20 protein-coding genes are annotated in these 20,550 nt (G+C 34.1%); 12 read left to right on the top strand and 8 right to left on the bottom strand.

Annotated features, from left to right (window positions below; translation table 11 throughout):
* The first annotated feature begins 114 nt into the window (after window positions 1–114).
* Both KA845_RS01105 and KA845_RS01100 read left to right on the top strand, forming a co-directional pair.
* Window positions 115–750: an HAD-IA family hydrolase gene (locus tag KA845_RS01105; RefSeq protein ID WP_103388522.1), complete on the top strand. Its 636-nt coding sequence runs from the start codon at window positions 115–117 to the stop codon at window positions 748–750.
* A gap of 14 nt (window positions 751–764) precedes the next feature.
* Window positions 765–956: a hypothetical protein gene (locus KA845_RS01100; RefSeq protein ID WP_002510100.1), complete on the top strand. Its 192-nt coding sequence runs from the start codon at window positions 765–767 to the stop codon at window positions 954–956.
* Between the two features lie 130 nt (window positions 957–1,086).
* Here the strand turns inward: KA845_RS01100 and KA845_RS01095 are convergent, their stop codons facing one another.
* The gene (locus tag KA845_RS01095; RefSeq protein ID WP_002510099.1) at window positions 1,087–1,272 is read right to left on the bottom strand and encodes a hypothetical protein; all 186 of its coding nucleotides are present in this window, start codon (window positions 1,270–1,272) and stop codon (window positions 1,087–1,089) included.
* The gene (locus KA845_RS01090) at window positions 1,269–1,628 is read right to left on the bottom strand and encodes a hypothetical protein (protein ID WP_002510098.1); all 360 of its coding nucleotides are present in this window, start codon (window positions 1,626–1,628) and stop codon (window positions 1,269–1,271) included. The genes KA845_RS01095 and KA845_RS01090 overlap by 4 nt, the downstream gene beginning before the upstream one ends.
* A gap of 288 nt (window positions 1,629–1,916) precedes the next feature.
* Here KA845_RS01090 and KA845_RS01085 point away from each other — a divergent pair, with 288 nt between their 5' ends.
* From KA845_RS01085 to KA845_RS13140, 3 genes are all read left to right on the top strand, one after another.
* Window positions 1,917–3,293 carry an amino acid permease gene (locus tag KA845_RS01085; RefSeq protein WP_021459699.1) on the top strand — a complete coding sequence of 459 codons (1,377 nt, stop codon included), beginning with the start codon at window positions 1,917–1,919 and terminating at the stop codon, window positions 3,291–3,293.
* 227 nt (window positions 3,294–3,520) lie between these two features.
* On the top strand, window positions 3,521–4,936 hold the full coding sequence (locus KA845_RS01080) for an alkaline phosphatase (protein WP_021459698.1): 1,416 nt from the start codon (window positions 3,521–3,523) through the stop codon (window positions 4,934–4,936).
* A 186-nt stretch (window positions 4,937–5,122) separates the two neighbouring features.
* Window positions 5,123–5,248 (top strand): transposase, encoded by a 126-nt coding sequence (locus KA845_RS13140; RefSeq protein ID WP_107376767.1) that lies wholly within the window; start codon window positions 5,123–5,125, stop codon window positions 5,246–5,248.
* A gap of 138 nt (window positions 5,249–5,386) precedes the next feature.
* Here the strand turns inward: KA845_RS13140 and KA845_RS01070 are convergent, their stop codons facing one another.
* The 5 genes from KA845_RS01070 to KA845_RS01050 form a co-directional block, all read right to left on the bottom strand.
* Window positions 5,387–6,262, bottom strand: coding sequence for a MurR/RpiR family transcriptional regulator (locus KA845_RS01070; RefSeq protein WP_002510095.1), 876 nt, complete (start codon window positions 6,260–6,262; stop codon window positions 5,387–5,389).
* A gap of 2 nt (window positions 6,263–6,264) precedes the next feature.
* Complete coding sequence (locus tag KA845_RS01065) at window positions 6,265–7,695, bottom strand: PTS transporter subunit EIIC (RefSeq protein ID WP_002510094.1); 1,431 nt, start codon at window positions 7,693–7,695, stop codon at window positions 6,265–6,267.
* A gap of 22 nt (window positions 7,696–7,717) precedes the next feature.
* Complete coding sequence (murQ, locus tag KA845_RS01060; RefSeq protein ID WP_002510093.1) at window positions 7,718–8,605, bottom strand: N-acetylmuramic acid 6-phosphate etherase; 888 nt, start codon at window positions 8,603–8,605, stop codon at window positions 7,718–7,720.
* Window positions 8,586–9,653 carry a MupG family TIM beta-alpha barrel fold protein gene (locus tag KA845_RS01055; protein WP_103388521.1) on the bottom strand — a complete coding sequence of 356 codons (1,068 nt, stop codon included), beginning with the start codon at window positions 9,651–9,653 and terminating at the stop codon, window positions 8,586–8,588. The genes murQ and KA845_RS01055 overlap by 20 nt, the downstream gene beginning before the upstream one ends.
* A gap of 608 nt (window positions 9,654–10,261) precedes the next feature.
* Complete coding sequence (locus KA845_RS01050; protein WP_103388519.1) at window positions 10,262–10,957, bottom strand: helix-turn-helix transcriptional regulator; 696 nt, start codon at window positions 10,955–10,957, stop codon at window positions 10,262–10,264.
* Between the two features lie 408 nt (window positions 10,958–11,365).
* Between KA845_RS01050 and KA845_RS01045 the strand changes: the two genes are divergently transcribed.
* The 7 genes from KA845_RS01045 (at window position 11,366) to KA845_RS01015 (ending at window position 19,530) form a co-directional block, all read left to right on the top strand.
* Complete coding sequence (locus KA845_RS01045) at window positions 11,366–12,160, top strand: inositol monophosphatase family protein (protein ID WP_021459693.1); 795 nt, start codon at window positions 11,366–11,368, stop codon at window positions 12,158–12,160.
* 145 nt (window positions 12,161–12,305) lie between these two features.
* Complete coding sequence (locus KA845_RS01040; protein ID WP_002510088.1) at window positions 12,306–13,232, top strand: LCP family glycopolymer transferase; 927 nt, start codon at window positions 12,306–12,308, stop codon at window positions 13,230–13,232.
* A gap of 337 nt (window positions 13,233–13,569) precedes the next feature.
* Window positions 13,570–16,524, top strand: a complete 2,955-nt coding sequence (fdhF, locus tag KA845_RS01035) for a formate dehydrogenase subunit alpha (RefSeq protein ID WP_103388518.1) — start codon at window positions 13,570–13,572, stop codon at window positions 16,522–16,524.
* On the top strand, window positions 16,524–16,991 hold the full coding sequence (locus KA845_RS01030; protein WP_002510085.1) for a helical membrane plugin domain-containing protein: 468 nt from the start codon (window positions 16,524–16,526) through the stop codon (window positions 16,989–16,991). Before fdhF ends, KA845_RS01030 begins: the two co-directional genes overlap by 1 nt.
* Before the next feature lie 288 nt (window positions 16,992–17,279).
* The gene (locus KA845_RS01025; protein WP_021459691.1) at window positions 17,280–17,498 is read left to right on the top strand and encodes a hypothetical protein; all 219 of its coding nucleotides are present in this window, start codon (window positions 17,280–17,282) and stop codon (window positions 17,496–17,498) included.
* A 27-nt stretch (window positions 17,499–17,525) separates the two neighbouring features.
* Window positions 17,526–18,302, top strand: a complete 777-nt coding sequence (locus tag KA845_RS01020; RefSeq protein WP_002510083.1) for an N-acetylglucosaminidase — start codon at window positions 17,526–17,528, stop codon at window positions 18,300–18,302.
* A 103-nt stretch (window positions 18,303–18,405) separates the two neighbouring features.
* Window positions 18,406–19,530, top strand: a complete 1,125-nt coding sequence (locus KA845_RS01015; RefSeq protein WP_021459689.1) for an FAD-dependent monooxygenase — start codon at window positions 18,406–18,408, stop codon at window positions 19,528–19,530.
* 58 nt (window positions 19,531–19,588) lie between these two features.
* On the opposite strand, the gene KA845_RS01010 is transcribed toward KA845_RS01015, so the two are convergent.
* Window positions 19,589–20,545: a 2-hydroxyacid dehydrogenase family protein gene (locus tag KA845_RS01010; protein WP_002510080.1), complete on the bottom strand. Its 957-nt coding sequence runs from the start codon at window positions 20,543–20,545 to the stop codon at window positions 19,589–19,591.
* Window positions 20,546–20,550: the final 5 nt, after the last annotated feature.

Here is a 20,550-nt window from a genome sequence, read left to right as displayed (position 1 = left end):
TTTGTGAGACGCTTTTTACTTAATAGGGAGAGAGCGTCTTTCGTTTTGCTAGAGTGTTACAAAATAAAATATGATAGACTAAATTAAGAAACATATCATTAAGGAGGTATGACCATGTATAAAGCTGTAGTATTTGATTTTGATGGCACAATTATAGATACTGAGAAACATTTATTTACAATTATTAATAAACACTTATTAGCACATGAATGTACACCTTTATCACTTGATTACTATAGGTCTTCTATAGGCGGTGCAGCTACTGAATTACATGACTACTTAGAGAAGGAATTAGGTAAAGAGGCTAAAGAGGCAATCTACACAGACCACAATCGTACGAGTGTCGATCTACCTATCGATGACGAGATTGAACAACTAATGATCTTTTTAAAACAACATCATATTCCAATGGCAATTGCTACTAGTAGTTATCGCGCGGATATTCAACCAACATTCGATAAGCTAGGTTTAGAGCAGTATATAGATGTGATAGTAGGGCGAGAAGACGTTGCAGAAGTTAAGCCTAATCCTGAATTATATTTAACTGCAGTACAACGTTTAAATTATAACCCTGTGAACTGTTTAGCAATAGAGGATTCCGTTAATGGTGCAACTGCAGCAGTTACAGCTGGATTAGATGTCGTTGTAAATACGAATGATATGACAGTAGCACAAAATTTTAGTTCAGTCCCATTCATCGGTAAAAATGTAACCGCACGTGAAATTATTGCTGATTATTTTACTAAATAAGAAGGTACGTCATTATGAATTTATATATTTTACTTTTGTTTTTAGGAGGTCCATTAATACTTGCTATCGGTAATTTAGTGTTGGGCCCAATTTTTAACAAAACAATACCATTTCATATTCAAGTGAGATCATTTTTTATAGGTTCAGTTGTATATCTATTAGGTGCAACTGCATTGTATTATTTGATATTGCAATATCAGTTTTAATCATAAGCGACCATTGTTAACGAGACAACTAGTATTCAATCGTTGATACAACAGTGACACATAAATAAAAGCAACCCAATTGCTAAATAATTTAGAAATTCGGTCGCTTAATAGACATGTATATTTTTAGTTACTTAAAAAATTGAAAAGCTAACGTTACAATTACTAGGACCAGTAAAATTGCATCTATGCCAATCATAATTGCAAATCTAGGATTTTTTTCACCAGTTTGCTTACTGTTTTTAACTGCTTTGAGGTTAGGAATGAGACTCACAATTAATAAAATGATAATAACGATACCTAAAAAGATACTCACTTCGAATCACCTCCGTTACGCTTTGATTCGATAAAGACCCAAATATAACCAGCAATTACGCCTATAAGCAAGCCTGCTATGATACCAATTTTGATAGCTCCAAACAGACTACTTATTAAAATACTAAGCAACATTGCAATGGGTATGGTTGTACCAAATTTGAACTTTAATTCAGGTGTATGCATCATAGAAAATAATGTGAAGTATAAAATTGCTAGCACACATGTTGCTAATATTGATTTACCTATAAGTGGCGCTACATTGACATTTTGAGAGCCAAAGTAATTCAAAAAGAAAAATAGTAAACCAAAAACGATTGATGTATATATTGTACGGCGTAGTAATTGTTTATTCATAAGGGACTCCTTTAAGTTAAAGCTAAATTGAATTATAACATATCATATTTAAGTGCAAGTGTATTGTGTAATGCGACTGTGCGTTGATTATTACATTTTGTAAGAATCCAATAATTAAAAAAATACATTTTGCAATTATTGTAAAAATATTATAGAATAAATAGCGGGAAATGAAAACGCTTTCATATACAAAAAATATTGTTTAAATTTTTAGAATTTATAGTATAATAGCGACATGCATAGGTGTTGTTTCTCACTTATATTTGAAAGAGATGGGGTTTAAATAAAATGAATGAAGAACATGAATTACATAGGGGGCTAAGTGCACGTCAAATTAGAATGATTGCACTTGGTGGAACTATAGGTGTTGGACTATTTATGGGGGCTACAAGTACAATTAAATGGACGGGACCTTCAGTAATATTTGCATATTTAATTGCAGGTATCTTTTTATTTTTAGTAATGAGAGCTATGGGTGAGATGGTTTATCTATATCCAACTACAGGTTCCTTTGCAAACTTTGCGAGTGATTACATACATCCGGTCGCAGGTTATTTGACTGCTTGGAGTAACATTTTCCAATGGGTAGTCGTCGGGATGAGTGAAGTTATAGCTGTAGGACAATATATGAATTATTGGTTCCCGGATTTACCACAGTGGATTCCTGGAGTCATTGTCGTAGCATTGTTATTATGCGCAAATTTAGTTTCGGTTAAAGCTTTTGGTGAATTTGAGTTTTGGTTTGCAATGATTAAGGTAGTAACAATAATTCTTATGATTATTGCAGGTTTCGGCATTATCTTCTTTGGTTTAGGTAATGGTGGCGAAGCGATTGGCTTATCTAATTTATGGGCTAATGGTGGGTTCTTCCCAAATGGATGGCTTGGATTCTTCTTTGCATTATCTATCGTTATCGGTTCATACCAAGGTGTAGAATTAATTGGTATTACTGCTGGTGAAACAAAAGATCCACAAAAAAATATTAAAAGCGCTGTAAACGGTGTAATTTGGCGTATACTTATTTTCTATGTTGGTGCTATCTTTGTTATTGTAACTGTTTATCCTTGGGATGAACTTGGTAATCTAGGAAGTCCTTTCGTAGCAACATTCGCTAAAGTAGGTATTACTATTGCAGCTGGTTTAATTAACTTTGTTGTATTAACTGCAGCGATGTCAGGTTGTAACTCTGGTATATTCAGTGCTAGTCGTATGGCGTATACATTAGCACAGCGCGGTCAAATGCCTAAGATTTTCTTGAAAGTAATGAAAAATGGTGTGCCTGTTTATACTGTAACAGCAATTGCTATCGGTATTTTAATTGGTGCATTACTTAACGTAATCTTGCCAATGTTTATCGAAGGTGCAGATAGTATTTTTGTTTATGTATATAGTGCATCAATCTTACCAGGTATGGTACCTTGGTTTATGATATTAATCAGCCATTTACGCTTCCGTAAAGGGAACCCTGCTTTATTAGAAGGCCATCCTTTCAAAATGCCTGGAGGCGCGTTATCAAATTATATAACAATGGCATTTTTAATTATTGTACTTATCGGTATGTTATTTAATAAAGAAACAGTTGTTTCAGTAGTAATTGGTATTATTTTCTTAGCGTTTATGACAACTTTCTATTTTGTGAAAGGTTATCATAAACAACAAGATTAAATTTAATAATTTTCTCGTTTGTACTTTAAGACTACTTTAAAGGCGAACTATGAAATTAAAAACAAGTGAGTTGATAAATCGAAGTAATGCTTCGATTTATCGCTCACTTGTTTACATTAAACCGTCTTATTTACACAAACTTAATGTTATCTCAATAGTATCTCAAAAAAAGTTTATTAAAATAAACCATAGATTAACAAATACATATCCTAAAGGAGTTTTTTAGCATGAATATGTGGAAGAAAATTGCGACATTATCGTTAGCGACTTCTATAGCTGCTAGTTCTATTGGAACGTCTTCAATCTCTCAAGCGTCAAGTAAAGAATCAGCAAAAAACAAAGACGAAGTATCATACGTTGGGAACACTAAAAATCCTAAAAACGTGATTTTCCTAGTGGGCGATGGCATGGGACCTTCGTATAATGCAGCATATCGTTATTTTGCAGATGACCCAAATACAAAAGAGATGGACAAAACAGCTTTTGATGAACATTTAGTCGGTACACAACGTACAAATCCCAATGATCCAAAAGAAAATGTTACTGACTCCGCAGCAGGTGCTACAGCATTCAGTTCTGGTCATAAAACATTTAATGGTGCTATTGGAGTAGATGCCAATAAGCAAAAAGTTAAAACTGTATTAGAACAGGCTAAAGAAAATGGTAAATCAACTGGATTGGTGTCAACTGCTGAAATTACAGATGCTACACCGGCAGCTTATGCTTCTCACGTAGATGATCGTGATAAAAAAGACGAAATCGCACAACAATTTTATAATGATAAAATAAATGGTGAACATAAAGTAGATGTCTTACTAGGTGGTGGCTCAGAATACTTTGGTAAAGATAACGGTGATTTAACTAAGAAATTTAAAAAAGATGGTTATGATATTGTTAAAAACAAAAATGACTTGAAGAACTCTAAAGGAGATCAAGTATTAGGATTGTTTGCTAAAAATGATATGCCATTAAACATAGATGCACCTAATAAAAATCCAGAACTTGTAGATATGGAAAAAAGTGCATTAGACCGTTTATCTAAAAATGATAAAGGTTTCTTCTTAATGGTTGAAGGTGCTTCAATTGATAAAGCAGGACATCCTAATGATGTTACAGGTGTAATGTCAGAAATGGGCGGATTTGAAAAAGCATTTAAACATGCAACCGAATATGCCAAATCTAACCCTGATACACTTGTCGTAGCTACAGCTGACCACTCTACTGGTGGCATGTCAATCGCTAAGGGCGAAGATTATGAATGGAATCCAGATGCGATTCATAGTATGAAGCATTCTGGTAAATATATGACAGAACAAATTGCAGATGGTAAAAATCCAGAAAAAGTAATTAATGAAGGTTACGGCTTCGATATTTCTAAAGATAACATGTCGGATATTAAAGAAGAAGCTGAAAATATGAAAGGGTTAAAAGAAGACGATTCTGAATACGAAGATCAATTACAAAAATTACAGGACGCGATTCAAAAACCTATCAATGATAAATCTAATACTGGTTGGACAACTTATGGGCATACTGGTGAAGATGTAAATACCTATGCAATGGGTCAAGGTTCAGAAAAATTCAAAGGTAATATTGATAATACAGACAATGCCAAAAATATTTTTGAATTCTTCCAACAATAAACAATGAAGTAATAAAAGCAAAGTGCTAATTACAGCACTTTGCTTTTATTTTGTTGGCAGTTTTTTGTGCACGCTTTCCGCGATCACTGCCTTAGCCTGTAGTCTTCGGCTAGTGCTATTCCCGCAGGAGTCCGCCCAAATCACTGCCAATAATATATAAATTATGCACTCCAACAATAGAAAAAAATCAGTGATGCAAAAAAGCAACATGGTCGGAAAGGGAAACGATACAGAGGAATTATAAAAGTTTCCATGGATACTACACTAATTTGTGGAATCATGAATCTTAAAAAATGGCAATGTGGTTATTAAAAGGAGTGGTAATGCTCTGAAAGACTACTGGTATTTAATAAAATCATCCAATAGATATAAATAGAGGAACCTTAGTCACGTTCACCTAAAGTTTGTCTACATTTTGAAAGCAAAGTGCTTATTACAGCACTTTGCTTTTTAATGTTTGAATTTAATTTTTGAGATATGTTTATGATAATTATTAAGTGCCATTTTTGACTGTGTTATAGCATCTAAAACTTCATTATAATTCAAAGCGATAAAGCGATAATATAATATATCTACAGTGAATAATTGGGCAAATAATGAAGTAGTAGCAGCCATACGTAATTCATTTTCATCGGTTGTACCATAGATGATTGTAAAATTAGCATGTGAAGCAATGTAATTATTATAAGAGCTTGTTATTGTAATAATATTAATATGATAATCATTGGCGACTTTAATCATTGCTTGTAACTCACTATGATTACCTTGATTGGTAATAAAAATAATACAGTCTTGTTCACCGTGTGTTGCGAGTGTAGTCATAAACAAATGTGTTTCTTTAATTAATCTGACCGGCAATCCAATTCGCGAAAACTTTTGAAACAAATCTTCTGCTGTAATGGAAGAAGCACCATAACCAAACAAAAAGATTGTCTTAGCATGTTTTAATGCATAGCAGACTTGATCAACGATATTGGCGTTAATATGTTGTGCTGCAGCGTGCATTGTACTTGTTGCGCGCGAAATCATTTTATTGGTGAGTGTTTCTACTGATTCTCCAGCTTTCAGTTCGATATGATGATTACTCATATTATCAGTAGGTAAGTATCTAGAAATAGCAATTTTTAAGTCTTGAAACCCCTGAGTAGACATTTTCTTACTAAATCTTACGATGGAAGCGGTGCTTGTATTTACAGTTTCCGCTAAATCTTGTACTGACATGGAAATAATGTGTTGCGGTGATTGTAAAATATAGTCTGCAATTTTCTTCTCGCTTTTGGTTAATTCAAAATATTTGTTATCGATTTGATGGAAAATATTTGTCATAATTAATCACCTAAATGGTCAGATTCTCGCATAGCTTTTGTCGTTCCGAGTAAATAAGTGAAAACAAATCCACCTAAATAAGCAGCGAGTAAACCAGCTATATAGCCTAAATACATGTGATCAGAAATGAGTGGTAATAATGAGATACCACTAGGTCCAATAGCGGTAGAACCAATATGTCCGATGCCACCTATGACAGCACCACCAATACCGCCTCCTATACATGCTGTAAAGAAAGGTCTACCTAGTGGTAATGTAACACCATATATTAAAGGTTCTCCGATACCTAAAAATCCAACTGGTAGTGCACCTTTCAATGTATTGCGTAATGTTTGATTTTTGCGACATCTTACCCATAATGCTAAGGCAGCACCTACTTGACCGGCACCAGCCATTGCTGCTATTGGTAATAAATAAGTTGCGCCAGTTTGGTTAATCATTTCAATATGAATAGGGGTGAAGATATGATGTAAACCGAGCATCACAAGTGGTAGGAAAAAGGCACCTATGATAAATCCACTGAAAATACCACCTATACCAATAATCCAATTAATAACAAAAACTAAACCAGATGAAATAAAGCCAGCCAGTGGCATTATGATAAAGATTGTTAATAGACCAATAATAAATAATGTAACAGTTGGTGTCACTATAATATCGACTGCATTTGGTACGATTTTATGCAATCTTTTTTCTACTATACTGAGTAACCATACAGCGAAGATAACTCCAATAATACCACCTTGTCCTGCTTGTAGTGGCTCTCCGGTAAAAATGTTAGTAATCATATTTTTATCGGTTAGTCCTGTTAGCAATGTAGTACCACCGATTACACCACCAAGACCAGGAGTTGCGCCAAATTCTTTTGCTGCATTAATACCGGTGAATATCGCTAAGTAAGCTAACATACCATCTTTAATGACATTGAAAACTGTCACAAGTTGTGTTATCCAATCACCTGAAATTTGACCAGCTTGCATTAAATTACTTAGAACAGCGGCTATACCACCAATTAAACCTGCCCCAATAAATGCTGGTATTAAAGGTATAAATATATTAGCAATAGTTTTGAGGAGTTTGTTGAATTTACCACGCTTTTGTTTTTGTTGATATGATTCCTTATTGATCTTTGCTTTTGCTTCAGCTGCAGCTTTATAATCGTGCGGTATCGTGTCACCTAATGGCACACCACTCTTAGCTGCCATTTCGTTAGCTACTTTATTTACGGTTCCTGGACCGACAATGACTTGGATGCGGTCATCATGAACAACTCCCATTACACCATCAATTGCTTTTAAATTATCGAATTCTACTTTACTTTCGTCATGAACTTTTATACGTATGCGCGTCATACAATTAATTATGTTGTCTATATTTTCCATACCACCGACGTTATCAATAATTGAATGCGCTAATTTTTTTTCATTTGCCATACTATCACCCGCTTTGTTTAATTTATGATTGTATTGCTTGTTTAATTACACCGTTATGTGCACTTAATTTCGCTTCAGCTGCAGATTTATCTATATTACATAAATGCATTACTACTGCTACTTTTAAATTTTGATTAGCTTTGTCGTATAGTTGCTGTGCTTGTGTTGAATTAATATCACAAATATCTTGAATGATACCGATTGCTCTGTGTACAAGCTTTTCATTTGTTGGTCGAACATCAATCATTAAATTATCATAGACTTTACCACAACGTACCATCGTAATCGTGGAAATCATATTCAATATTAACTTTTGTGCAGTTCCAGATTTTAAGCGTGTAGAACCAGTTAATACCTCGGGACCAACATTAACTTCTAGGGGATAATCAGCGTGTTTACTAATTTCACTTGCTGTATTACAAGAAATTGCTACGGTTTGTGCGCCTATAGATTGTGCATATTGCAAGCCGCCTATAACATACGGTGTTCTACCACTTGCTGCAATACCAATGACGACATCCATTGAAGTTAAAGCTAAATCTTTTAAATCTGTTGCTCCTAATGTCTCGTTATCTTCGGAACCTTCAATTGCAGTTGTCATAGCTTTTTCGCCACCTGCGATAAGTCCGATGATGTCAGTAGGTTCAGTGTTGAAAGTAGGAACGCATTCTGCAGCATCTAATACACCTAATCTGCCACTTGTGCCAGCGCCCATATAAATTAATCTTCCTCCTTTACTAAATTGTGTTGCCGTCAAGTTGATAATGTTACTGAGCGTCGGGATAACTTGTTTGATTGCTTGAGGTACACGTTGATCTTCTTCATTCATAATAGTTAGTGCATCTTCAATGCTCATTTCATCTAAGTGCATCGTAGCTTCATTTCTATTTTCAGTCGTTAAATGTTTCATTGTCTGCAACTCCTTTTTGAAATTCAAATGTATCATTTGGCTTTATCAATGGTATGAGAGGGTGATCTGCTGCAGAGATACGTGCCACGCAATTCACATGTGGATGTTTTGGTAAATCTTCTTTGATAATTTGCAATTCACCTTCATAACGCCCATTTAAATGATTATCTAATGTTATGTCACCGAACACTCTGTTTAAATTATTATTAGGTGCTATTTGCTGAGATTTGTACAATCGAGCTTCTTGCGAGCGTATAGCACTTTCTGGATTATCTGGCCGTGCAGTATGCGATTGAAATAAAATGTCTTCGCTATATGGTTCAATATGGGCAAGCGACAAGATAAAATGACGGTCATGTAACAGTTTTATTAATCTTTCTGCATGATGATTGACTAATGATGTATCTCCAATGATGACACCATCAATACCTGTATCGATTAGGTTTTGTGCACTACATAACGGATGAGTCCATCTCGTTTTTTCAATTGTAGGTAACCCTTTGTGTAAAGGACTACGTTTTTCTGTACCGGCGATAAATCCAAAAATTTCTGCACTTGGATTAAATGTTTTAATAAGTGAATTTTGTGCGGTTACAAACTGTGAACTTAAACCAGTATCTGGACGTGGATAATAATTATGACAATAACTAATTGCTTTGAAGTTAACGACATGGTTGGAAAGGTGAACAAGCAAGGTTGCATCAATTGTGCTGGCATTTAGACAACATTCAAAGTTATGGCGAATGATCTCGTTGACAGTGGTTAATGATGTTTCTGTGTCAATGCGTATTAAAAAACGAGAATTTTGATATTGATGCAATAAGTCATAGAGTTGTTGATTGAGTAACGTAGGTTGTACATCGATAATGTAAGTAATTGAACAATCTTGTAAGTGAGACAATAATTGTTGTAAATATATTAGTTTAGTAGTTTCATCTTCTTCAGGAATTTGAATAGAAGTGAAGATAGTATCATAGCCTAGGCTAATCAAATTATCTATGTAACGTTGATTGATAGGCTGTCCTAAATAAACAGAGAAACCATGCATAGCTATCCCTCCTGATATTTGTAATCGCTTACATTATATTATATTTGAAAATATATTACAATATGAATAATAAACTCATTTCAATATGTAACAATATTTCAGAAATGCGCAAATTGTTCGTAGAGTTTATATACACATATTTGATAATTATCAATATAACTATAAGTATTACCAACAGTCAGTAGGGAAATGGGATTTTGTTGTAAGTCAGTTATCATGTGGAGGTAATTTCGGATGAGTGGGCATTGGTTTGATTGAAAATGAATTGTGGCATAATTATATGCTTGATTAATAAATTGTTGGAGTTCTGTTTGAGTAATTATTATATCTGTATCTTCCATTACTAGTTTATATTTAAAAAGTTCTAATAAAGTGAGTAGGTGCTTGAGTTGATTCTTAATATGACTGTAAACTTGTTTTGACATGAGGCACTCCTTATGAAAATGTAATGAAGTGTTTAAAAGTAAGAAGTATAACTGAAGAAGTGGAAAGGATTGATAATATAAATAAACTAAAGACGCATATTTACATTATCAATCAGATGGATGTTGATTTGGTGTGCAAATATGCGACTTTACTAATAACTAGCGTTTAGCTATATTATGAATTTACATTTCAGCTGGGTTTAAAAACTCTTTATAATTTTTAATTGATATATCATGTGTTTTGATCTTTTTTTCAAAAGAGTATGCGATATCTTGAATAGCAACAATTGGAATTTCATTTGTACGGCCAGATCCTATTTCAAAGACAATCGCTTTCCATAGGCCTTGTTCGCACAGTAATCCAATAAAAATGACATTTTCTGTCTGCGTATGCTCATTAGAATGTGAGTATTCCATTGCCATAACATTACGTTCGGTACAATAAATTAGTAAATCAGAAAATAAGGTTGGTAATATTTCGTGATGTTGGTCATCAAATTTAATGTAACGGTCTAATTTTTTTAAAGTTTTACGCAATTTATTATATGGTAAATTTAAGCATTTTTTTATAATTGCATGAATTTCTTCTTTATATGGAAGAGATGAAATAGATTGGCTTTCATTTAATACTAAAAATAATGCAGAAAGTTGACTTTCTGTAAGTTCAATGGCGTAATTTTGCTGTGCTTCTTGTAACTGGTAACCACCCAATTTACCATGTTTAGCTAATATTTTGACACCTTGGTCTTCTAAATCTTGAATATCTCTTAAGATTGTCCGCTTTGAGACGTCCAAATGTTTAGCTAAATCAGATGCAGAAATTTGTTTATTATGATGAATGGCATTAACAATCTTATTTTGTCGCTCACGCTTATTCATAGAAAGTCACCTCCCATTGATTACATATTACATTTATTATAGCATAAATACGATGGTGACGACATTCTTAGGCATTTTACAAAAAAGTTACAAATAAATTTTTAGAAAACGCTTACATTTTACGAAAGGTTATGTTAATATATAGACAGTAACAAAAGGGGATAGCGATTTAGATTGCAAAGGGGTAGGCTATTACATATAGTTTTTGTTACATATCTAATCGCGCAAGTTACTATTCAAACATCTTCAATATTTATTACTTACTTTCCTTTCTAATGCCGACTAGTATTGCTAGTCGGTTTTTTTGTTTCTACTTTAGCAAACTAAGCTATAAGCATATCAGTCATCTGTGGTAGAATAGAGAAAATTATACATAACTAAAATAGTGAATTACGAGAGGTGTATTTTATGAATAAAGAACAACTAATCGAACTAGATAATGCAATTAGGTCGTGGTTATTAACGTTAGATCAAGTGATACCAAATTTAGTTGGAGAGATGGAAACATCAACAAAACGCAATAGATTTGATTTAGTGACAAATGTTGATAAAACAATTCAACTACAATTCCAACAATTTTTAAATGATAACTATCCTGACCATCAATTATTAGCAGAAGAAAAATCGAATGACGAAGTAACTCCAAAAGAGGGACATGTATGGATTATGGATCCGATTGATGGCACAACAAACTTGGTAAAGCAGCAAGAGGATTATTGTATTATATTAGGTTATTTCGTTGATGGCGTGCCAACATTATCTTACATATATGATTATCCACATCAACAGTTACATAAAGCAGTAAGAGGTTATGGAGCTTATACCAATGGTGAACCTATTACACCACCAGAAACAATGGACTTGGCAGATGCAATTATTTCATTCAATTCACAAGTAATGAATAATGACACGATTAATGATTTATACGATGCTGCTTTTAGTTATCGTTTTATCGGTTCATGTGGGCTTGATTCAGTAAGAGTGATACAAGGACAATTTGGTGCACATATCAATACCAATCCTAAACCATGGGATATAGCTGCACAGTTTTTATTCGCAGAGGAACTTGGTTTGACAATGACAACATTAAGCAATACACATTTAGATTATGCCACAAGTGGCCCATTTATTATTAGTAATCCAGGGTGCCATGAGGAAATATTGCAAATAATAAATAGTGGAAATGGATATGCGAAATATTAAATTTCTGTAAATATAAATAGGTCTTAAGCACTATGTCAAGGGACATGGTTTACTATATAATAATTCATTGAATGAACTTAAACTCATAGAATAGAGAATTGGAGTGATACAATTGAGCCGCTCGGAATATAAAAGAAGTAAAAAAATGGGGTTGCCTACAAAAATACTGTTATGGTTGATCGGTATTTTAGTTATTTTAGCCATAGTAGCAGTTATTTATTTAGCTTTTAAAATCTTTTCGGTAGGAAATTCAATTCATAACCCATTAGATAGAAACAAATCAGAATTAAGAGATAAAAAGGTAAATTTAAATAATGGTGATCCATTTACAATTGCACTATTAGGTGTAGATTCAGATGCTGAAAGAAATGCTAATGGTGGTGGGCAGAGAAGTGATTCTATAATGGTCATTTCGATGAATCCAGACAAAAAAACATCAGAAATAGTAAGTATTCCAAGAGATACGCAAGCTGAAATTGTTGGCCACGGATCTACAGAGAAAATCAACCATGCGCATGCCTATGGCGGGCCAGATATGGCTGTGAAATCACTTGAAAAATTATTAGATGTGCCAATTGATCACTATGCCACAATTGATATGGATGGTATGAAAGATATGATTGATACACTTGGCGGTATAGATGTTGTGAGTAATGCAACATTTAGTTATAATGGTGCTTCATTTGTAGAAGGTGAGAAATCGCATATGGATGGTGAGCAAGCAATGGCCTTCATTAGAAGTAGAAAAGAAAGCGGTGCTGGTGGCGATTTCGGTAGACAAGAACGTCAACAGCTAGTCATGCAAGGTATTGCGAATAAATTGACAAGCACTAAATCTATTACACACTTTAACGGTATCATGGATCATATTAAAGATAATGTGACGACTGATTTATCACTAGGCGATTTAACAAAAATTAGAAGTAAGTATAAAGATGCAAATGAAACAGTTAATAGAAATCAATTAGATGGACAAGGTGGTATTCAAGATGATGGATTGTATTATTTTATACCAAGTGAAAGTTCATTAAGCGATATTCAAAATAAAATTAAAGATAATTTAGAAATTTAACACCGAGAGGCTGGGACGTCATTGATTTGTCCCAGTCTCATTTCATATTGTCAGTAGTTGAAGGCGCTTCAAATCAAGTTTTGTTCAGTTCTAGTTATCCTTGGCGGAGTGTTACGACGAAATCTTTTTAATAAAATTAGATTTCTATCACACTCCGTTTTTTAGTGTTTTGAAATTATAAATTAAGGAATATAATAGAAAGCCTTAACATTTTGAGCAGTAAGATTTACAATTAAAGCAATGCTACTTTTGGAAGCGTGGGGCTTCTAAGACTAGCAAGTGAATCACCATAGATATAAAGAATAATGGGCAATAATAATATTGAAGGGGTGATTTAATGCAGGAGCATTTAATCGTGACGTTAGATGGTAAGGACTATCTTGCTGAACCAGGTACTAATTTACTTGAGTTTATCAAGGGTCAAGAAACATTTGTACCATCGATTTGTTATAACGAATCGTTAGGTCCAATTCAAACTTGTGATACATGTACAGTTGAAATCGACGGTAAAATTGAACGCGCATGTAGTACAGTTATAAATCGGCCTATGGTTGTCGATACGCAAAATAATAAAGTTCAAGACAGTCAAAAAGAAGCGTTAGACCGTATATTAGAAAAACACCAATTATATTGTACAGTTTGTGACTACAATAATGGTGATTGTGAAATTCATAATACAATGGATCAATGGGGCTTAGAACATCAAACCTATGAATATAAAGACAAACCATATGAAAAAGATTATGGACCATTTTATCGCTATGACCCAAATCAATGTATATTATGTGGGCGTTGTGTAGAAGTTTGTCAAGACGTGCAAGTCAATGAAACGTTAACAATTGATTGGGAACGTCAAGAACCACGTGTTATTTGGGATAATGATGTCTCAATTAATGAATCATCATGTGTTGGATGTGGTCAATGTGCCACTGTATGTCCATGTAATGCCATGATGGAAGTGGATATGGAAGGTAATGCTGGCTATATGACTGACTTAGAACCAGGTTCATTAGCAGCAATGATTGACTTGACGAAAAAAGCAGAACCAGGATACGGTCCGCTATTTGCAGTTTCAGATTCTGAAGCGGCAATGCGAGAAGAGCGTATCGAAAAAACTAAAACAGTATGTACATACTGTGGTGTAGGATGTTCGTTCGATGTTTGGACAAAAGATAGAGAAGTTATAAAAGTCCAACCACAACCAGAATCACCTGCTAACAAAATTTCGAGCTGTGTAAAAGGTAAGTTCGGTTGGGATTATATCGATTCAGAAGAACGTTTAACTAAACCATTGCTTCGTAAAGGTGATGCTTTTGAAGAAGTTGAATGGGATGAAGCGTTAAAAGTTGTAGCTGATAACTTTACAAAAGTTAAAGCTGACAAAGGCGCAGATGGACTAGCATTTATATCTTCATCTAAAGCGACTAATGAAGAGTCCTATTTAATGCAAAAATTAGCGAGACAAGTTATTGGAACAAATAATGTCGATAACTGTTCTCGTTATTGTCAAGCACCTGCAACAAAAGGTTTATTTAGAACTGTAGGACACGGAGGAGATTCCGGTTCTATAGAAGATTTAGAGCAAGCGAGTATGGTCGTACTTATCGGAACAAATACAGCCGAAGCACATCCGGTTATTGCTTCCAGAATTAAACGCGGTCATAAGCTTTATAATAATACACTTAACGTATTTGATATTAGAAAGCATGAAATGGCAGAACGTGCTGATAATTTCTACCAACCTAAACCAGGTACAGATTTAGTATGGATATCAGCAGTAACAAAATATATTATTGATCACAATCTACATGACCAAGCATTTATTGATGAATGGGTAGATCATTTTGAGGAATATTATAACTCACTAGCACTATTTACTATGGAATTTGCTGAAGAAACAACTGGTATTCCGAAAGAAGATTTAATTGATTTTGCGCATCAAATGGCAGCAGCTGAATCTGTTTCTATTTGTTGGGCTATGGGTGTGACACAACAAGACATTGGTAGTGACACATCTACTTCAATTTCCAATCTGTTACTAGCTACTGGGAACTACAGAAGACCTGGTACAGGTGCTTATCCATTACGTGGTCATAACAATGTTCAAGGTTGTAGTGATATGGGAAGTATGCCTGATCAATTCCCAGGTTATCAAAAGGTAGCAGATGATGATATTCGTGCTAAATTTGAACGTGAATATGGCGAAGCTTTACCAGCTGAACCCGGTAAAGACAATCACCAAATGATGGAAGGTATCCATAACGGAGAAATTGATTCACTATATCTTTATGGTGAAGATACAGGTATTGTAGATTCTAATATTAACTTTGTACAAGCGGCATTGGAAAAAGTAGGATTCTTAGTAGTACAAGATGAATTCTTCACTTTCACAGCTTCTTATGCAGACGTGATATTACCTGCAAGTCCTTCATTAGAAAAAACAGGTACGTTTACTAACACTGAACGTCGAATCCAACGTTTATATCAAGCATTAGAACCTAAAGGAGAATCAAAACCAGATTGGCAAATTATCCAAGCTGTAGCTCAAACATTAGGCTATGAGTGGAATTATACACATCCAAGTCAAATTATGGATGAAATCGCTAGATTAACACCATCTTATTCAGGTGTGAATTATGAGCGTTTAGCAGGTTATAATAGCTTGCAATGGCCAGTTGCAGAAGATGGCACTGATGAACCGACATTATATTTAAATGGCTTTAACTTTGACAATAAAAAGGCTAAATTCTTCCCACTGACTTTTGATAACTTCTTTAAACAAAACGATGTTTATGATTTGCATGTGAATAATGGTAGATTGTTAGAACACTTCCATGAAGGCAATATGACATATAAAGTGCCTGGATTAGAATATAAAATGCCAAATGCATTTGTTGAGGTATCACCAGAGCTTGCAGAGGACAGAGGTATACATGAAGGTGCCGAAGTAAAATTAATCTCTGACACTGGAGAGGCGGAATTGGTCGTTCATGTAACAGATCGCGTTAAAGGCAAAGAAATATATATTCCATTAAATAATAATGCGATGAAACACGGTGATCATGGCGCAATTAACTTACTAACTAATAGTGACGTTGATAAAGATACAGATACGCCGTCATACAAACGTACAAGTTGTCGTATGGAAGTGAAAACGAGAAGAGGTAAATCACCTTTAAATCCAACGAATTTCCGTGTCGACAAACATCGTAAGCCACAATATAGTGTCCAAGTAGAAAATAAATGGGCACGTGAAGATTATGTCTTTCCAGGAAATCAGGTGGATAAATAATGGCTGAGAGAATTACTAAAATTAACCGTATTCAAAAAACAGACGAACAAATCAAACAGGAAAGCTTAGATGAAGTGACTACAGCAATTGCAGAAAATAAAGAAAGCATTTTAAAAGCTATTAATATAATTAGCACTTTGGATGATGCCAAGTTACTAGATGCACTATCAGGTGCAGTCAAAGGTCGCGGCGTCATTGCTAATAAATTTGCAGTTGAGCTAAATAAAGACCAATATTCTGGCTTAATTTCAAATATGGCATCACTAGTATTTTTATTAGGTGATTTAGACGTTGATGATTTAAGCACTACACTTAATAAAGTCAATAAAGGTCTGCGTGTAGCTAATCAAGCCAATCCAAATCAAAAAACATCCATTACAGGATTGATGGGTATTTTAAAAGATGATGAAATGAATCGTAGCTTGACGTACATGTTGAACCTCTTAAAAGGTATGTCGAGAGGTTAATATTATTTAGCCATCATACAACTTATAGGAGCCGGGACACTAATTATGTCCCGGTTCTTTTTGTGTTTGCTTAAATTTTAAAAGTGAAATTTAACTGTCTATTAACATAAGTGATTAGTTATTGTTAATGTATGCCAATTATAAAACCTTGGGTATGAACGTTTGTTGTAAAGAATTGTGCTATAGCTTTCAACTGAAAATATGATACAATTTTGAAAGTTAGAAGTATATAGTTAAACTGATTCAGTTGGGAGTGAGTCGCATATTAATGTGAAGATGATAAAAGTAATGGCAATATGTTCTAATATCTTTTTAGTATTAGGGATTATATTCTTAGTTATGATGAATTTTATTATGGCTATCACTATGTTTGCAGTTTCATTAGCGATTAGCTTAGTCATATTTAATTCAATGTTTAGAGATCGTACGGCAATGAAAATAATTATTAATGTATCATTTGCTATTGTGGTCTTAGCAGTGATTCTTGCTTATTATGTATTAACCTAATTAAATGCTACAAGGAGTTTTTAGAGCATGAATGAAAAAGTGAAGCAGCGATTGCCTATGATTTTCTTGACTATAATTTTAGTGATATTTGCCATTTTACTTATTATTAATGAAACAGAGTTATTTGAAAATAAACAAAAATATACATTTGATGAAGCTGTTAATCGACAGTTAGCTGAAGGAACATTGAATATGAAAGAAGAGAATCAACAATTCGTTGATGCTTCTAGAGCAGAAGTAGCAGAAGCAATGAAAATTGAAAATAGCAATGATGATTTAAATCATATGGACATTTCAGAACCTGTATACTTATCAGAAAAAGAAGTGAATCAGATATTACGTGATAAGGGTGTTTTTAAAGATAAAGGGAAAGCATTTCTAGAAGCACAGGAAAAACATGATGTAAATGTTATTTATTTAATAAGTCATGCATTAGTAGAAACGGGTAATGGTAAGTCGAACTTAGCGAAGGGCATTAAAGATAATGGTAAACATTACTATAATTTCTTTGGCATTGGTGCATTCGATGAAGCGGCCGTCCAGACAGGTAGTAGTTTTGCCAAACAGCAAAAATGGGACTCGCCTGAAAAAGCAATTGAAGGAGGCGCTAAGTTTGTACGTGGTAATTATTTTGATAAAGACCAAATATCATTGTATCAAATGCGCTGGAATCCCGAAAACCCAGGAAAACATCAATATGCTAGTGATATAGAATGGGATGAAAATATTGCTCGAATTATGAAACGTTACTATGATAAACTAGGTATTAAGAAAGACGATATTAGTAAGCATTATTATAAATAAAATATATAGAATAAGGGATGACGTTGTGCGTATACAGTCGCGTTATTCCCTTTTTCATGTTGATATCAGAGGCTTACAATTTTAGATATGAGGTGCAAATAAAGTGAAAATAGCAGTAGTAGGTGCAGGAATCGGTGGTCTAACCGTGGCTGCATTATTACAAGAACATGGACATGAAGTAAAAGTATTTGAAAAAAATCAGGAACTTAGTGAAGTAGGTGCAGGAATCGGTATCGGCGGTAATGTCATAGATAAATTGCATAACCACGATTTAGCAAAAGGCATTAAAAATGCAGGACAAATTATCGATACACTAGCAATAGCGGATAATTCTGGCACAGCTTTATCAAAAATAAAATTGAAACGAAATACTATAAATTTAACGTTAGAACGTCAAAGTTTATTAGAAACAATTCAATCGTACGTGCAATCGTCTTCTATTTATACAGGATATCAAGTACTTAGCATTGAAAATGAGGCTAATAAAGTAACAGTTCATTTTGAAAAACACGAGGCAGAAACATTTGACCTTTGTATCGGTGCAGATGGGCTTCACTCAAGTGTTAGAGCTAGTGTAGCACCTAATACTAAAGTCAATTACCAAGGTTATACAGTGTTCAGAGGTTTAGTCAATGATGTGCAATTAAAAGATGCTAATACTGCGACAGAATATTGGTCGAAACAAGGTAGAGTTGGCATTGTGCCATTATTGAATAATAAAGTATATTGGTTTATTGCCATTAATGCTAAAATCCACAACACTGAATATCAAACGTATGGTAAACCACATTTACAAGCACGTTTTAATAATTTTCCTAATGAAGTAAGGGAAGTATTAGATAAACAAAGTGAGACAGGAATCTTATTGCATAATATTTATGATTTGAAACCTCTCAAAACCTTTGTGTACAACCGTACAGTATTGTTAGGTGATGCAGCACATGCGACTACGCCAAATTTAGGACAGGGTGCAGGGCAAGCGATGGAAGATGCTATCGTTTTGGCTAACTGTTTAGAAACTTATGATTTTGATCAAGCATTGGAAAGATATGATAAATTACGTGTGAAACATACGAAAAAAATCATTAAAAAGTCACGTAAAATAGGAAAAGTGGCACAATCTACGCAACGTTTATTTATCAAAGTAAGAAATGCTATTGCCAAACGTATACCTAATAGTTTATTAGCAAGACAAACAAAGTTCATTTATAAAACAAAAGATAAATAATATGACATATATAAAGAGACTAGGACGAACCAATTTTGTCCTAGTCTCTTTTCATATTTTATTTATTTACAATATATTGTGGTTGCTCACCTGTTAATTTAAGAATCGTATCATTAGCGACTATTTTCGACATCATATCACGTGATTCAAATGTGGCATTACCGATATGAGGGGTAATTACGACATTGTCTAATGTTTTAAGTTCGTCGTTAATTTTAGGTTCAAATTCAAAGACATCTAGTGCGGCGCCTTCAATGTCTTTAGCTTTCAGTGCATCGACTAATGCTTGCTCATTTACGATAGGGCCACGTGCAGCATTAATTAAATAACTTGTAGATTTCATTTGTTTGAATTGTGGTGTATCTATCATGTGATGTAATTGTGGGCTATACGCAGCATTGATTGTTACAAAATCAGCATTGGCTAACAATGTATCTAAGTCAACATATTTTGCACCGATTTCTTTTTCTTTATCAGGTTTTTGGTTAGGACCAGTATATAGAACATCCATATCGAATGCTTTAGCTCTTCGTGCGACGGCGCTACCAATTTCACCTAATCCTATAATACCTATAGTCTTGCCTGATACTTCACGCCCTCTAAAGAAGAGTGGTGCCCAGCCATCGAAGCCTGTAGTGCGACATAATCTATCACCTTCTGCGATTCTACGTGCTGTTGCTAATACTAAAGCAAAGGTTAATTCCGCAGTTGAATTAGTAGAAGCTTTTGGAGTGTTAGTAACATCAATATTCAATTGACGTGCGTAATCAACATCGACATTATTAAAGCCAGCTCCATAATTTGCGATAATTTGTAACTTACTACCAGCATCAATAATATTTTTATCTACATTTGTAGATAATAAACTGATGAGTGCATCAGCATCTTTGACACCTTCTTTTAATGTTTGTTGATCAATAAGGCCTTCACCTTCATACATTTCAACATCAAATTGAGCTTTAAGTAAATTAAGCCCAGCTTCAGGTATTGCTCCTGCGATAAATACTTTTGTCATATGTA

The sequence above is a fragment of the Staphylococcus sp. GDX8P114P-2 genome (genome assembly GCF_017892945.1).
GTDB lineage: Bacteria > Bacillota > Bacilli > Staphylococcales > Staphylococcaceae > Staphylococcus > Staphylococcus arlettae.
This window is presented reverse-complemented; position numbering and strand designations above follow the sequence as displayed.

Excerpts from the sequence above, each read along its gene's own strand:
- KA845_RS01105 (WP_103388522.1), top strand. The coding sequence starts at position 115 with ATGTATAAAGCTGTAGTATTTGATTTTGATGGCACAATTATAGATACT.
- KA845_RS01100 (WP_002510100.1), top strand. The coding sequence starts at position 765 with ATGAATTTATATATTTTACTTTTGTTTTTAGGAGGTCCATTAATACTT.
- KA845_RS01090 (WP_002510098.1), bottom strand. The coding sequence starts at position 1,628 with ATGAATAAACAATTACTACGCCGTACAATATATACATCAATCGTTTTT.
- KA845_RS01085 (WP_021459699.1), top strand. The coding sequence starts at position 1,917 with ATGAATGAAGAACATGAATTACATAGGGGGCTAAGTGCACGTCAAATT.
- KA845_RS01080 (WP_021459698.1), top strand. The coding sequence starts at position 3,521 with ATGAATATGTGGAAGAAAATTGCGACATTATCGTTAGCGACTTCTATA.
- KA845_RS01070 (WP_002510095.1), bottom strand. The coding sequence starts at position 6,262 with ATGACAAATATTTTCCATCAAATCGATAACAAATATTTTGAATTAACC.
- KA845_RS01065 (WP_002510094.1), bottom strand. The coding sequence starts at position 7,695 with ATGGCAAATGAAAAAAAATTAGCGCATTCAATTATTGATAACGTCGGT.
- murQ (WP_002510093.1), bottom strand. The coding sequence starts at position 8,605 with ATGAAACATTTAACGACTGAAAATAGAAATGAAGCTACGATGCACTTA.
- KA845_RS01055 (WP_103388521.1), bottom strand. The coding sequence starts at position 9,653 with ATGCATGGTTTCTCTGTTTATTTAGGACAGCCTATCAATCAACGTTAC.
- KA845_RS01050 (WP_103388519.1), bottom strand. The coding sequence starts at position 10,957 with ATGAATAAGCGTGAGCGACAAAATAAGATTGTTAATGCCATTCATCAT.
- KA845_RS01045 (WP_021459693.1), top strand. The coding sequence starts at position 11,366 with ATGAATAAAGAACAACTAATCGAACTAGATAATGCAATTAGGTCGTGG.
- KA845_RS01040 (WP_002510088.1), top strand. The coding sequence starts at position 12,306 with ATGGGGTTGCCTACAAAAATACTGTTATGGTTGATCGGTATTTTAGTT.
- fdhF (WP_103388518.1), top strand. The coding sequence starts at position 13,570 with ATGCAGGAGCATTTAATCGTGACGTTAGATGGTAAGGACTATCTTGCT.
- KA845_RS01030 (WP_002510085.1), top strand. The coding sequence starts at position 16,524 with ATGGCTGAGAGAATTACTAAAATTAACCGTATTCAAAAAACAGACGAA.
- KA845_RS01025 (WP_021459691.1), top strand. The coding sequence starts at position 17,280 with ATGGCAATATGTTCTAATATCTTTTTAGTATTAGGGATTATATTCTTA.
- KA845_RS01020 (WP_002510083.1), top strand. The coding sequence starts at position 17,526 with ATGAATGAAAAAGTGAAGCAGCGATTGCCTATGATTTTCTTGACTATA.
- KA845_RS01010 (WP_002510080.1), bottom strand. The coding sequence starts at position 20,545 with ATGACAAAAGTATTTATCGCAGGAGCAATACCTGAAGCTGGGCTTAAT.